Below are 14412 nucleotides of genomic sequence, written 5' to 3'. Positions count from 1 at the left end.
CGACATGCCGGTACCAGTGTGGCGGCGGTGACGATCTTCCGTCCAGGCAGGCGGGGAAGGTCTGTCACATCTGGCCGAGATCAGCCTGTGCGGTGTGGTGCCGTCTGTCGTACTCGACTCGCCTGATCGGCGGCCCCGCACTCACCGGGGTCCCGCCGGCTGGGCCGGATGCGGGGGCTAGCGGCCGGGCGTTAGAACGCGACGCCGGCCCTGTGTACATCTCGCCGATGCACACAGGGCCCGATCCATCTCGGTCTACGCGGCGTCTTCCACGCCCTCCTCGCGTCGGATCATCCGCCACGCGGCGCGGCGGGCGCTGCGGTCGAGGCTGGACTTGAAGTTCCGGTCGGAGCCGAAGTACTGGCGGCCGAGATCGGCGATGGAGTCGATGTGGTCGGCCATCTTGTCGGCGAAGACCTTGTCGAAGACCTTCCCGAAGTTGTCGACGTCGTCGTTGGCGACCGCCGCCTTCCTGACCTTGGGGTCGGCCTTCGCCTCCTCGAAGGGACGGATGACGTCCTGTTCGGTGAAGTCCGTGCCGAACTTGGCGTTGAACTTCTCGATCAGCTCGGACAGCAGCGACTTCTCGGCGTCCTTGGCGCCACCCGTGCCGTCTCCGAAGCCCGGCATCGTGGCCGCCCCCTCGGGGGACAGCGAGACGTCGTGCTCGCCGGTCTTCTCCACCCGCAGGTGGCTGAGGTCGACCTCGCCGATGTCCACTCCCCCGTCGGCCTTGCCGCGCAGCCGCGTGAGGAGGTAGCGGCCGTAGAGGTACAGCCGCTCCAGGTCGGGGTCGTGGTAGGGCACGATCTGGGCGAGGAAACCGTACTTGCGGACGTAGTCGTTGAGGTCGGCACGGAAGTCCTCCGCGGTCTGGACCGCGTCGTCGTCCTCGTCGTTGTCGCGCAGGGCCTCGTACCGGGCCACGGCCGGGGAGAGTCGGCGGTACAGCTCGGCGTGCAGCTTCTCCCACGCGGCCTGTGATCCGGCGGCCTTCTCCTTCGCACCGAAGTACGCGGCGGCGAACTCGTCCATCTCCGCTTCCGAGACGATCGGCGCGGACATGACCCGGCTCTGGGCGGTGTAGAGGAGGTTCGGATCGGAGGGGAGGGTGTTTGCCTCCTCGAAGTACGGCCGGAACGAGTCCTTGATGTCCTCGGCTTCGTTGACGAAGTCCAGGACGGCGAGGTCCGCCTGGGACTTGCGGTCGGCGGTGCGGTTGAGGCGGGAGAGGGTTTGGACGGCCGCGATGCCGGTCAGCGTCTTGTTGACGTACATGGTCGTCAACAAGGGCTGGTCGAAGCCGGTCTGGTACTTCTCCGCGACCACCAGGATCCGGTACTCCGGCTGGCCCTTCGCACCGGCCTGGACGGCCTTGTCGTCGGCGCGGGTGTACGCGAACGCCTTGGGCAGCGCGCTCTCGGACAGGCCGCCGTTCTCCTTCGGCTCGGTGGTCTCCTCGCCGTCGATGGTGAGCGAGCCGGAGAAGGCGACGAGGACGCCCAGGTCGGGATACCTGGTGTCGTAGTCCCGGTCCTTGATGTAGCTCTTGATCGCGCGGGCCATCTGGACGGCGGACTGCCGGGAGGCCGTCACGACCATGGCCTTGGCCCGGCCGCCGAGCCGGCCGCGGGTGTGGGTGACGAAGTGCTCCACGATCACCTGGGCGTGCTGGGAGACCGTGGAGTCGTGGGTGAGTGCGAACCGGGCGAGGAGCGAGTTCGCCTTGGAGGGGTCTACCTCGACCTCGTCGCGGTTCTGGTTCACCAGCTTCCAGTACGTGTTGTACGTGACGTAGTTGCGCAGGGGGTCGAGGATGAAGCCTTCCTCGATGGCCTGACGCATCGAGTACGTGTGGAAGGGGCGGTACGCCTCCTTGCCGTCCACCGTGTCCGGGGTCCCGAAGAGCTCCAGGGTCTTGGCCTTGGGGGTGGCGGTGAAGGCGAAGTAGGAGAGGTTCGCGGCCCGGGAGCGCTCCAGGGCCTTCTTCTTGAGCTTGTCCGTGACGGTGACGCTGGTGGCGCCCGCCTCCTCGGAGTCGGAGTCGAGGCCGAGTTCGCGGAGGGCGGCGCGTACGGCGGTGGCCGCGTCGCCGGACTGGGAGGAGTGCGCCTCGTCCAGGATGATCGCGAAGGTCGTGCCGCTGAGCTCCGTCGGGTGGCGCTTCATGTAGTCGAGCAGCGCGGGGAACGAGTGCAGGGTGACGGTGACGATCTTCCCGGTGTCCCGGGAGAGCGCGCGGGCGAGCTGTTCGCTCTTCGCGCCGTGCTTCTCGTCGATCTTCACGACCAGGCCGTCGGTCTGCGAAAATCCGCCGACCGTCTCGCGGAGCTGGGCGTCCAGGTTCCGGCGGTCGGTGATGACGATGACCTTGTCGAACACCGGTGCGCCGGGCTTGACGAAGCCGGCCGCCAGGGCCTCGGTGTCGAGGGCGCGGGGGTCGGTGTCCGCGTGCAGGTCGGAGAGGCGGTGGGCGAGCCAGCCGATGGTGTTGGACTTGCCCGATCCGGCGGAAGCCATGACCAGGTAGTTGTGCCCGGCGCCGTGGGTGGCGGCGTGGGCGGTCAGCTTCTTGACCACGTCCCACTGGTGGTAGCGCGGGAAGATCGTGGTGCGGGAGGTGCCACCGCCAGGCGTCTTCGTCTTGTGCTGGTGCACGAACCGCTGGAGGAGATCCAGCCAGTTGTCCCGCTGCCAGACCTGGTCCCAGAGGTAGGAGGTCGCGTACTGGCCGAAGGCGGTGGGCGCGGGGTTCCCGGCGCCGCCGGGGCGGCCGGGGCCCTCGGAGCCGGTGTTGAAGGGCAGGAACCGGGTGTTCTTGCCCTTGAGGGTGGTCGTGACGAAGACCAGGTCCGGATCGACGGCGAAGTTGGCGATAACCCGGCGGGTGAAGATCAACTCGGTGGGGTCGCGGTCGGTCCGGTACTGATCCATGGCGTGCTCGACGCCCTGACCGGTGAGGGGGTTCTTCAGCTCGGCGGTGGCGATGGGAATGCCGTTGAGGAAGAGGGTCAGGTCGAGGCGGTTGTGCCAGTCGCGCTGCTTGGTGGCATAGGGCAGTTCACGGACGACGGTGAGGCGGTTGGCCCGGTAACCGTTGAGGACGGAGTCGTCCGGGACCAGGTTTGGCTTGAAGTAGGCGACGCGAAGCCGCACGCCACGGTCCTTCACGCCGTTGCGGAGGACGTGGAGCAGCCCATCGGTGGCGATCGCTTGGTCGAGGCGCCGGGCGAAGCCGCGCTGGGCCTCGTTGGCGTCGCCGTAGATGGTGCGGAGCTCGTGCCACTCCTCGGCCTGGGTCCTGCCGAGGAACTCGAAGAGCTCCTGGGTGTCCAGGCCGAGGTCGGGCTGATAGCCGGCGGAGCTCGCTTCGCGCCAGCCGCGCGCGGTCATGGCGGCGACTATCGCGTCACCGAAGGCGGACTCGCGGTGGACGGGGCCGTTGCTCATGCGGTGATTCCCTCCGTGACGTTGCGTCCGCTGGCGGTGGAGACGTCGAACTGACCGGTTACGGCGGCGGTGATGAGGGCTTGGCGGCGTTCAGCTGCCAATGCTGATGAACGCTCGACCGCTTCTCTCAGAGGCCGAATTCTTCTGATAGAAGCTCCGATCTCACGCTGTTCGTCGCACGGCACGACAGGAAGAGGAATGCGCCCGAAAAGATCCCAGTTTCGAAAGTCAACGGCCCGCTCACGAGTACTCGTCGCAAAGTTGCCGAGATACCCTTGAATGGCCAGCAAGCGAAGTAGCCGTCCCAAGAAGTACGGATCGCCACCATTCAGGGGCTCGCACACGTGATAGACGGGGCTACAGTTGCCAGAGGCTTCTGACGTCCCGATGGCCCCGGCGAATCCGTCGAGACCGTGAACAACGACATCACCGGGTGCCACGTATTGCCCTTGCGGTTCTACGGATCCCGACAGCGTGTAGCCTTCAGCCCGCCGCAGCGAGCGTTCCGTAACATGCCCATCTCTGTAAGCCGTGACTACGCCGACGTCGCATACTGGCGGCCGGACCACCTTCGCCAGGAGACGCCGAACGGGAAAGACGGGTGCTCCAGCCGATCCGGCCACAAGGGCGCTCGCCCCCACGTAAGCGAGGATGCGGCTGTCAACGCGTTCCTCTAGAAGCGCGACGAGGCGGCACTTCTTGGACACCAGATCGTCAATCTTTCCGGTCTCGATGTCGAGAAAGTCAGCGATCCGACGCTGCTCCCACAGAGGAGGCTCCGGCAGCGGAAAGCGCTTAATATCCCTCTGAAATAGATGCGGAACACCCATCCCATCCTTCACCGACTCAATGTGTGACTGGATAGGATTACTCGCAATCACATATCGAAGAAACCGAGGTTCCATCACGGAGGCGCGCAGCACTGCAATCGATCCGTTCACGGTCGCCTCGCGCGGCAATTGCTTTACAATGTTCACGATGCCGAGCGTGTTGCCGTCTTTGGCGAGGAGCACGTCTCCTGCCTTCAGCTTTAGCTCGGGAGACTCCTGGTAGCGAAACTCCGAGATGTAGTTCACATTCTCGAAGTCGATATCTCGACCCTTGATGTTAGGCGTGGCCAGAAAAGCGTACCCGTCCGTCTGATACTCGGCTGCAGTGAGCGCCTTCCAGCCGATGCGCGCATTGATAGCGGCTACTCGATCCAGCCGCGTCTTGCCCCAGTGAGGGGGCAGTGAACTCCAGACATCGCTCATTCCGTCACCTCCCCCAACAGTCCCTGGATCTCTTCCTCAAGAGCCTTCAGCTCGGCGTCGATTTCCACCAGCGGCCTCGGCGGGTGGTAGACGTAGAAATGGCGCGTAACTGGGATCTCGTAGCCGATCTTCGTCCTCGTGTGGTCGATCCACGCGTCTGGCACGTGCGGCAGCACCTCGCGCTTCAGGTACTCCTCAACGTCCTCGCCCAGCGGCACGTTCTCGTAATCCCGCAGCTCCGCGTCCGGTTCCGGTTCGCCCTTGATCCGCTGCACCTCGCCCTCCGGGTCGCGGACGCCCACCGCGTCCCGCAGCGCCTTCGCGAAGGGCGCGCCCGTCGGCCACAGCAGGCCGGCCGCCACCACCGCGTCCTTCAGGGCCACCAGGGCGTCGGACTTCTTCGACCACGTCGAGCCCAGCAGCGTACGGACAGCCGCCACGAACGCATCCGCGTCCGCCAGCTTCTGAACCGGCTTCGCCGCAGCCAGGGCCGTCAGCGTCTCCTCCGTGACCTCGAAGCGGAGCTTCAGCGGGCGCTCGACCGTGATGCGCTGGTAGCCGAAGACCGAGTTGTCGAAGACCTTGACCTTGGAGTGCTGAGGGTGCTCGGGGTCCGCCACGACCTGGATCGCCTCGGCGTAGAGGCGCGTCACGTCCTTGATGTGCTGCTTGCCCAGTTCCTTGCGCTTGTCGCCGAGCGACTTGCGCATCTTCTGGAACTGGTCACGCGCGTCCAGCAGGATGACCTTGCCCTTGTGGTCCGGGGACTTCTTGTTGGTCAGGATCCAGAAGTACGTGGAGATGCCGGTGTTGTAGAAGAGCTGGTCCGGGAGCGCGACGATGCCCTCGAGCCAGTCGTTCTCCAGGATCCAGCGGCGAATCTCGGATTCGCCGGAGCCGGCCGCGCCGGTGAAGAGCGGGGAGCCGTTGAAGACGATGGCGATGCGGGAGCCACCGCCACCCCTCACGTCGACCGGCTTCATCATCGAGATCATGTGCTGGAGGAAGAGGAGCGAGCCGTCGTTGATGCGCGGCAGGCCCGCAGCGAAGCGGCCGGCCTCGCCGAGGTGCTTGTGCTCGTACTCGACCTCTTCTTTGACCTTTTTCCACTCCACGCCGAACGGCGGGTTGGCCAGCAGGAAGTCGAACTTCTCGCGGCCGTGGCCGGGGTCGCTGAAGGAGTTGCCGAAGGCGATGTGCTCCGGGTCCTGGCCCTTGATCATCAGATCGGACCGGCAGATGGCCCAGGACTCGGGGTTGAGCTCCTGCCCGTACACCTCCACCGTGGCGTCGGGGTTGTGCTTCCTGATGAACTCCTCGGCCGCCGACAGCATGCCGCCCGTGCCGCAGGCCGGGTCCATGACGGTGCGGACCACGCCCGGGACGGTGAGCGCGTCGCCGTCCGGCTCGATCAGCAGGTTCACCATGAGCTTGATGACCTCGCGGGGCGTGAAGTGCTCACCGGCGGTCTCGTTGGACTGCTCCGCGAAGCGGCGGATCAGCTCCTCGAAGATGTAGCCCATGTTGTGGTTGGGCACGACGTCGGGGTGCAGGTCCAGGTCGGTGAACCTGCCGATGACCTTGTAGAGCAGGTCGGCGCCGTCCAGCCGCTTGATCTGCTGGGCGAACTCGTACTTGTCGAGGACCTCGCGGGCGTTGTCCGAGAAGGCGCCCACGTACTTCTGCAGGAGGACCGCGGCGTTCCTGGGATCGCCCGCGATCTTCTTCAGGGTCAGGTCACTCCTGTTGTAGAAGGAGTGGCCCGAGGCGCGGCGCAGGAAGTGGTCGGTGTCGATGTCCTGGCCCTCGAAGCGGGCCACGGTCTCCACGACCTTGTCGCGGGTGGGCTCCAGGACGCATTCCAGGCGGCGCAGCACCGTGAACGGCAGGATGACCTTGCCGTAGTCGGACTGCTTGTAGTCACCGCGCAGGAGGTCGGCGACGGACCAGGCGTGGTTCGCCAGTTCCGTGTGCTTACTGCTGTTCAAGGGGTTCCCCGGTTTCCTTCCGAACCGTCCCGCCCAACCGGAGCGGGTGCGGACAAGTGTGGTCGATGGGAGTGCGTACGAGTCGGGTTCAGGCCGGATCGGCGTCCGCCGGGGTCCTGGACGGCAGGAGCGCGCCGCCCGTGAGGCCGTCCGTCAGCAGAGCCGCCGTCTCCTCCGCGAGCCGCGCCGCCCGGTGCGCCCGCGCGCGTAGTTCGTGGACGTGCCGGAACGCCTCTCCGTAGCGGCGCTGTTCGTCCAGGGGCAGCAGCGGGACCCGCAGCCGGCCCGGGGCCACGTGCAGTACGGTGCTGCCGGTGGAGGCGCCCGCGATGTTCTCCGCCGAGCCGATGAAGCCGGCGAGGAACCAGGAGTCCAGGCGGGCCGGGTCGGGGCGCAGGAGGTGGACCTGGGGGCCGAGGAGCGCACCCGCGTCCACCTCGTCGGCCACGCGGGCCATCGGTCCGGCGCCGCCCGCGATCGCCCGTACGAGGACGTCACCCGCGGCGATCACCGGGGCGGGAGCCAGGGATCGGATCTCCGCCGGGTCGCCGGTCGGGCCCGTCCCGCCCGCGATGTCGGCCCCGGTGAGCACCGGTGTCCCTGGCGCGGAGGAGGCACCGTCCGGCTCCGGGCCTTTGGTGTCCGCCACTGTACGGAGCAGGGTCAGCGCCCCTCCCCGGGTGAGGTCGGAGGCAGTGGCCGTGCGCCACTCCCGGGGCGAGCCGGGTTCGGACCGGCCTGCGAGGTCCGCCGCGTCGAGGAGGCGGTGGGCAGCCTCGGTCAGTTCGCGGCGGCCTGTCTCCGTGCGGGTGAACAGCTCGGCGGGATCGACGTCCGTACGCGAGATACGGACCTGGCGTGCGGGGGTGAGGTCGACGAGGTCGTCGAGGAGGTCGATGACCGGCACCGCACGCGCGGTGCCGGGCTCGGCCGTGAACCGGTCCGGGTCGGCGGTGAAGGCGTTCCAGTGGGCGAGGGTCCGGGCGGTCAGGCCGACCCAGTCGACGGGGGCACGGGAGGAGCCCGTACGCGGCGCGCCCGTCGACTGTCCCCTCGTACTCGACGAAGCTGTCCCGGCCGTGTCGACGAACAGCACCGCCTTGCGCTCCGGGCCGCCCGGCTCGGGCCGCTGAAGTACCCACAGCTGCAGGCCCACGTGGAGCGGTGCCGCCGCCCCGGCCGGGAGGGCGAGCACGGCCCGCACGGCGCCACTGCGTACCAGCTCGGCCCTGACGCGGCGCCCGGCGGGGCGGGAGGCGGTGGCCGGAGGCAGGATCAGCACAGCCCAGCTGCCCGGAGCGAGGTGGGCGAGGCAGTGCTGCACCCAGGCGAGCTCGGATTCGGACCGGCCGGGTACGCCGTACGCCCAGCGCGGGTCGTAGGCGAGCTCGTCGTGGCCCCACTCGCGGTCTCCGTACGGCGGGTTGCACACCACCGCGTCCGCCGTCAGGCCGTCGAAGCAGTCAGCGCGCAGGCTGTCCCCGACGCGTACGGTGACCTCGGCCCGCGGGGCGGCGAGGGTCAGCCCGACGGCGGCGCGCTGAGCCTGTACGGGCACGGAGTCCTGTCCGAAGAGGGTGGTGGCGCCACACTCGGCGGCGGCCGCCAGCAGCGCGCCGCTGCCGCAGGCCGGATCAAGCACACGCTCGACCCCGGCGGGGAGCAGGGCCGCGGCCAGGCGCGCCAGGGGTTCGGGGGTTCCGTGGACGCCGGTCGCGGCGCTCTCCTCTAGTTCCCTTTCGGCCAGCACCGTCAGCGCGGCCTGACCGCCTTCCTCGCGTACGCAGCGAAGGAGCGCGCGCAGGACGGGGCCGTCCGCGGCGGAGAAGACGGGACTCGGGGGCGTCGGACCGGGGAGCGAGGCCAGGAGCCCGGCCACCTCTTTAGCGGCGCGATCGGCGAGCTCGGCGTCCGTGAGGTCAGTCGGCGCCGCCGTCTCGGCCGGGCAGCGGCGGGCGAGGGCGAGGACGAAGCCGATGCGGCTGGTCGTCCTGTCCGGGTCGGGCGCGTGGAAGCGGACCGCCGTGCGCAGTTCCTCCCGGGGGTCGGCGGCCTGCGAGTGCCCGCGCGCGCCGAGCCATTCCCGTACCGCCCCAAGGTCGTAGAGCGGACTCGTCTCGGTGCCACCGGACGGAGCAGGGAAGTCGGCGTGACGTCGGCGCCAGTTGCTGACCGTGGCCCGGGTGACACCGGCGATGCGCGAGATCTCCGCGGCTGTCACATGGGCTGTTGTCTCTGGCATGGCCTGCCGGCACCTCTCCTCAGGGCGAACAGCTCACACAGTACACCAGAAGCCAAACAGAGATCAATGTTTGACAGTGCTTTCACGGGACCATCTACTGAACGCAGCTATCACCGGCCTTTCACCCCGCGACCCCGGGAGTCACCGTGCCACTCGACCCGACCCGCACCCACAGCCCTGCCGCCCCCCTCAGGACCCGGCGCAGCACCCTCTACCTGCTCCGGAACACGGGCGCGTCTTCCGCCGACCTGCGCGCCGCGCTCAACAGCAGGTACGAGCGTGATCACTCCTTCGCCATCGAGGACGTGATCACCGCAGGCACTCCCGCGCTCTTGTGTCACGGGGTGATCGGCCGCCACCGACCGCCCGACTGGGCGTCGGCTGTGCACGTCCTCACCGGGCGCAAGCCGCCTGTGGAGAACCGCACGTCGGCATGCGCGCTGCTCGTCCCCGTAGCCGACGACGTCTTCGCCCTCACCTTCGGCATGGGGCACCTCCTGCTGGATCAGAGCAGGATCTCCCCCGGCTTCGGGTTCGACTTCGTCTTGCGCGCCGCGCAGCCCGACGCCATCCGCCAGGTCACACACAGTCTGATGGACGCCAGAGGACGCACGGACCGGAGCTCGGCCGCCCAGGGGCAGCACATCCGCGCGTTCCCCATCGAGGAGTACGGCGAAGTGGTCAGCCGACTGGTCGGCACCCTGAGCTCGACGGAGCTCACGATCGGCAAGCGCAGTCGGCGAACGGCTCAGGTCGCCGGTACGGACGCCCTGAAGATCCATCTCGGTGCGGAGCCCGAGAACCTGCTTCACGACCTCACACAGATCCGGGCGATCCTCGCCCGCCGGTCTCCGGCACCCGAATTCGAGGCAATCGCTCGCGTTCGACCGCTCAAGAGCGGAGACCCCCGGCGCAGCGTCCTGGAGGCCCGCCTCGACGATCTGCTGGGCGCCTCGGCGGACACCGGATCGCTCGCTCTGGCCGTCCCCGCGGCCTGCCTCGACCAGGAGGACGCCGCACTTTCCTACCAGGTGAAGGTCGGGCCCGTCCGCCGGCTCATGGCTTCCCCGACGCTCGACGACATGCTGGCCCTCCTCGACGGCATCCCGCCCGGCAGGCGCCTGGAAGCCCTGTCCGCCGGCTACGTGCAGATGCACCGGGACGAGGAGGGCACCGACCCTGTGAGCGCCCAGGTGAAGGCCCACAAGTGGATCACAGCCGAGATACCGCTCGACTCCAGCCGCTATTTCCACCACGAGGGACGCTGGTTCGAGATCGGGGACCAGCATCTGGAGGGCATCCGGAGAGAGGTCGACACGCTGCTCACCACCCCGGCCGACTGCCCACTGCCTGCCTGGACCGCCGGCCTCGCGACGGAGGAGGAGTACAACCAGGAGGCAGCGAAGCAGGGTTACGTCTGCCTGGACCGTCGACTGATCCGGACGGCCCAGCATCCGCACGGTTTCGAAGCCGCGGATCTGCTCGCCGAGGACGGGACCCTGATCCATGTCAAGAGGGCAGCCTCCTCAGCGCCTCTCAGCCACCTCTTCGCCCAGGGCAGGATCTCCGCCGACGCCCTGCGCTACGACGCGGAGGCACGTGCCGAATTCGTCCGCCGCGTCCGGGAACGTCGCCCCGGGCACCCGGTCGGCGAGGACTTCACTCCGAGGAAGGTCGTCTACGCCATCTCACTCAAGGGCGGCAAGGCCCTGACCACGAAGAACCTGTTCACCTTCGCCCAGGTGTCCCTGCTGCAGGCAACCCGGGCGCTGCGCGCGCAGGGCATCGACGTGGCAGTAGTCGGCATTCCGTCGCCGAACGCCGACTACTGAGCCGCACCATGTCACCCGCGTTGTCGCATCGCGTGCCGCCTTCACAGGCCGGGGGCGTCGGCAGCACCGCTGTTCGCCCTTACATCCGTCCCGGCATGAGACGGTGCCACGCTGGTCCCCCCTCGCCGAGCAACCGGGTGACAGCATCGTCCTGAATGGCCGCTTCACCCTGCCCGAGCGGACCAGTCCACCGTTCATAGACCACGTTGCCCGGCCTGGCCGGCGAGCGGGGCGGCCAGCAGATGAGGCGGACTGGTCGGCGAGGGCGAGCCGCTGACCGTCATGGACGTCCGTGTGTCGCGGCCGCCCACCAGGCCGCCTGGTCTGACCCCAACACGACTGACCCCAACACAGAATGACAACCAAGTAGGACATTTCATTCTCGCGGGACATGCGCGGGACAAGACGCCTGACGGCACATCAGCAAAGCCTCTGACTTGCGAAAATCGCCGGAAACACCGACGGCCTCCGGAGCCGTGTGCGCAGGTTCGAATCCTGCCGGGGGCACTTCGCAGAAGTGCCAGACAGACCCCGTGATCAGCGGAAACGCTGAGAGCGGGGTTTTGTCGTATGCGCGGGCGGGCGGCCCTCTGACAGGTCGCGGTCCGGGCCGCGCGGCGTCGGGTCGGGTCAGGGCCCGGGGGTCGGGCACGCCGCGCCGGGCCCGGCCGTCGGTGACGGCCGGGCGGCAGGGGTCACTTGACGTTGACGGCCTTCCAGGCCGCGTTGACGGCGGTGTACTCCGGGGAGGTCGGGCCGTAGAGGTCGGAGGCGGCGGTGAGGGTGGCGGTGCGGGCGCCGGCGTAGGTGGTGGTGGAGGTCATGTAGGTGGAGAGGGCCTTGTACCAGATGCGGTACGCCTTCTCGCGGCCTATGCCGGTGAGGGTGGAGTTGTCGTAGGTCGGGGAGGTGTAGGTGACGCCGTTGATCGTCTTGGTGCCGCTGCCCTCGGCCAGGAGGTAGAAGAAGTGGTTGGCCGGGCCCGACGAGTAGTGGACGTCGAGGCGGCCGAGGCTGCTGGACCAGTAGTCGGCGGAGTTGCCGTCCTTGCTGGGACGGTCCATGTGGCGGAGCGGGGTGCCGTTGCCGCGGATGTCGATCTTCTCGCCGATGAGGTAGTCGCCGGGGTCGGAGGGGTTCGCGGCGTAGAACTCGACCGCGGTGCCGAGGATGTCGGAGGTGGCCTCGTTGAGGCCGCCGGACTCCTTGCTGTAGCGGAGGTTGGCCGTGGCGGCGGTGAGGCCGTGGGTCATCTCGTGGCCGGCGACGTCGAGGGACGTGAGCGGCTTGGCGTTGCCGGCGCCGTCGCCGTACGTCATGCAGAAGCAGGAGTCGGACCAGAAGGCGTTGACGTACGCGTTGCCGTAGTGGACGCGGGAGTAGGCGGCGACGCCGTCGCCGCGGATGCCGTTGCGGCCCAGCTCGTTCTTGTAGAAGTCCCAGGTGACCGCCGCGCCGTAGTGGGCGTCGGCGGCGGCCGTCTCGCGGTTGCTCGCGAGGCCGTCGCCCCAGGTGTCGGTGGAGTTGGTGAAGAGGGTGCCGGTGCCGCTGGCGGCGCCCTTGAGGTCGTACGTCTTGTGGCCGCCGCGGGCGGTGTCCGTGAGGGTGAAGCCGGGGGCGGTGCCGAGGGTGACCTGGCCGCTGTACTGGGTGTTGCCGACGCCCGTCTCGATCGCCTCGTACGCGTGGAGCTCCTTGCCCGTGGCGGCGTCCGTGATGACGTGGCGCTCGCTCGGCGTGCCGTCGTGCTGGCGGCCCTTCTCCACGGTCTCCCAGGCGAGGACGGGCTTGCCGCCGGCCGCCCAGATCACCTTGCGGGCGCCTTCGCGGGCCTCGGTGGCGGTCGTCGTGGCGGGGACGGCGATGCTCGCCTTCGTCGCCTTCGTGGTGGAGCGGGCGCCGTTCTTCTTCTGGTGGACCACGAGGTCGCCGCCGAGCACCGGCAGGCCGTCGTACGTGCGCTCGTAACGGGTGTGGACCGTGCCGTCCGCGTCCTTGACGACGTCGCGGGCGACCAGCTTCTCGCGGGTGGTGAGGCCGATCGCCTTCGCCGTCTCGGACGCCGACGCCTGGGCCTGGCGGATCGCGGCGGCCCGCTCGGGGGCGCTGAGGACGAGGGCGGTGGCCCCCGGCTCGCTGCCGGTCTCGTTCACGGCCGCGGCTCCGGCGGTTCCGGTCTGGACGCCGACGACGACCATGGCGGCCGAGGCGACGAGGGCGGCGGTGCGGACGACGGTCCGGCGGTGCGAGGACTGCTGGCGGATCACGCGGGCTCCTTCGCTGAAACGCGTGGGGGTTCATGTGGGGGGTGACGCGGAGGGGAGCGTGCCAGCAGAACCGGGTTTTTGACAGGTATGCAACAAGAATGTGACCATCTGTTGTCCGAAGGGCGGGGTGACGCGTCCGGTATGCGGCACCCTCAACGGGGGTGGGCGGGGGCGGTTTTGGGGCATGCGGAAGCCCCCTGCCCCCTCCGGCGGGGAGGTGGGGGCAGGGGGCTTCCGTATGCCCTGGGGAGGGCGGTACGTCAGGCCGAGCGCTTCTTCGGGGTCGACTTCTTCGCCGCAGTCTTCTTCGCCGTCGCCTTCTTCGCCGTTGTCTTCTGAGCTGCCGTCTTCTGCGCCGTTGTCTTCTGCGCTGCCGTCTTCTTCGCCGGCGTCTTCTTGGCGGTCTTCCTCGCCGCCGTTCGCTTCTCCGCCGGCTCCGTCTCGGCCGGCTCCTTCTCGGCCGTGTCCTTCTCCGCCTCCGCCGCCTTCTTCGCCGCCGTCTTCCTCGGCGGGCGGCTCGTGATGTCCGTGACCTCCGCCGGTTCGCCGCGGGCCTCCTTCGCCTCGCGGACGCTCTTCTCCAGCGCCGCCATCAGGTCGATCACCTGGCCGCCGCCGCGTTCCTCGCCCGGTTCCGGCGGCGCGACCCCCTCGCCGCCCGCCGCCTTCGCCGCGATCATCTCCTCCACCGCCTCGCGGTAGTCGTCGTGGAGGGTGCTGATGTCGACCTCGCCGAGGGTGGCCATCAGGGCGTCCGCCAGGTCGAGTTCGGCGTCACGGACGGTGACCGGGGTCTCCGGGGCCACGCCCTCCGGCGCGCGGATCTCGTCGGGCCAGAGCAGGCCGTGCATGGCGATCACGTCGTCCACCACCCGGAGCATGCCGAGCCGTTCGCGGCCCCGCAGCGCGAACTTCGCCACCGCCACCTTGTCGCTGCGCTTCAGCGCCTCCCGCAGGAGCGTGTACGGCTTGGCGGCCGGCACGCCGTTCGCGGAGAGGTAGTACGCGGCGTCCATCTGGAGCGGGTCGATGTCGGCCGCCGGGACGAAGGCGACGATCTCGATCGTCTTGGCCGTGGGCAGCGGCAGCGCGGCCAGGTCCTCGTCCGTGATCGGGATCATGGTGCCGTCGGCGTCCTCGTACGCCTTCCCGATCTCGGCCTGTGTGACCTCCTCGCCGTCCAGCTCGCAGACCTTCCGGTAGCGGATCCGGCCGCCGTCGGCCTCGTGGATCTGGCGGAAGGAGACGGACCGGCTCTCCGTGGCGTTCACGAGCTTGATCGGAATGCTGACCAGGCCGAAGGATATGGCGCCGTTCCAGATCGATCGCACGGTTCGCTCCCTTCGTACCGGTTTATCGGGATTCGTGGGAGCCTCATCG

At 68.7% G+C, this 14412-nt stretch carries 7 protein-coding genes and 1 tRNA gene; 2 read left to right on the top strand and 6 right to left on the bottom strand.

What is annotated here, in order from left to right; translation table 11 throughout:
* Positions 1 to 255: 255 nt before the first annotated feature.
* From ACFVQZ_RS20225 to ACFVQZ_RS20210, 4 genes are all read right to left on the bottom strand, one after another.
* Positions 256 to 3450: a type I restriction endonuclease subunit R gene (locus ACFVQZ_RS20225; protein ID WP_383624459.1), complete on the bottom strand. Its 3195-nt coding sequence runs from the start codon at positions 3448 to 3450 to the stop codon at positions 256 to 258.
* Positions 3447 to 4703 carry a restriction endonuclease subunit S gene (locus ACFVQZ_RS20220; RefSeq protein WP_383624455.1) on the bottom strand — a complete coding sequence of 419 codons (1257 nt, stop codon included), beginning with the start codon at positions 4701 to 4703 and terminating at the stop codon, positions 3447 to 3449. Before ACFVQZ_RS20220 ends, ACFVQZ_RS20225 begins: the two co-directional genes overlap by 4 nt.
* On the bottom strand, positions 4700 to 6691 hold the full coding sequence (locus ACFVQZ_RS20215) for an N-6 DNA methylase (protein ID WP_383624452.1): 1992 nt from the start codon (positions 6689 to 6691) through the stop codon (positions 4700 to 4702). Before ACFVQZ_RS20215 ends, ACFVQZ_RS20220 begins: the two co-directional genes overlap by 4 nt.
* An 88-nt stretch (positions 6692 to 6779) precedes the next feature.
* The gene (locus tag ACFVQZ_RS20210) at positions 6780 to 8933 is read right to left on the bottom strand and encodes an N-6 DNA methylase (RefSeq protein ID WP_383624450.1); all 2154 of its coding nucleotides are present in this window, start codon (positions 8931 to 8933) and stop codon (positions 6780 to 6782) included.
* Between the two features lie 146 nt (positions 8934 to 9079).
* Here ACFVQZ_RS20210 and ACFVQZ_RS20205 point away from each other — a divergent pair, with 146 nt between their 5' ends.
* Complete coding sequence (locus ACFVQZ_RS20205) at positions 9080 to 10765, top strand: DUF6119 family protein (protein ID WP_383624447.1); 1686 nt, start codon at positions 9080 to 9082, stop codon at positions 10763 to 10765.
* A 428-nt stretch (positions 10766 to 11193) separates the two neighbouring features.
* Positions 11194 to 11272, top strand: a tRNA-OTHER gene (locus tag ACFVQZ_RS20200).
* A gap of 188 nt (positions 11273 to 11460) precedes the next feature.
* Here the strand turns inward: ACFVQZ_RS20200 and ACFVQZ_RS20195 are convergent.
* Together ACFVQZ_RS20195 and ACFVQZ_RS20190 are read right to left on the bottom strand one after the other, a co-directional pair.
* On the bottom strand, positions 11461 to 12963 hold the full coding sequence (locus ACFVQZ_RS20195) for a M4 family metallopeptidase (RefSeq protein ID WP_383624593.1): 1503 nt from the start codon (positions 12961 to 12963) through the stop codon (positions 11461 to 11463).
* A gap of 329 nt (positions 12964 to 13292) precedes the next feature.
* Positions 13293 to 14363, bottom strand: a complete 1071-nt coding sequence (locus ACFVQZ_RS20190) for a Ku protein (RefSeq protein WP_383624444.1) — start codon at positions 14361 to 14363, stop codon at positions 13293 to 13295.
* Positions 14364 to 14412 lie beyond the last annotated feature (49 nt).

Origin of the sequence: Streptomyces sp. NPDC057854 (assembly GCF_042797055.1) — a bacterium.
Taxonomy (GTDB): Bacteria; Actinomycetota; Actinomycetes; order Streptomycetales; family Streptomycetaceae; genus Streptomyces.
This window is presented reverse-complemented; position numbering and strand designations above follow the sequence as displayed.

Excerpts from the sequence above, each read along its gene's own strand:
- ACFVQZ_RS20225 (WP_383624459.1), bottom strand. The coding sequence starts at position 3,450 with ATGAGCAACGGCCCCGTCCACCGCGAGTCCGCCTTCGGTGACGCGATA.
- ACFVQZ_RS20220 (WP_383624455.1), bottom strand. The coding sequence starts at position 4,703 with ATGAGCGATGTCTGGAGTTCACTGCCCCCTCACTGGGGCAAGACGCGG.
- ACFVQZ_RS20210 (WP_383624450.1), bottom strand. The coding sequence starts at position 8,933 with ATGCCAGAGACAACAGCCCATGTGACAGCCGCGGAGATCTCGCGCATC.
- ACFVQZ_RS20195 (WP_383624593.1), bottom strand. The coding sequence starts at position 12,963 with ATGGTCGTCGTCGGCGTCCAGACCGGAACCGCCGGAGCCGCGGCCGTG.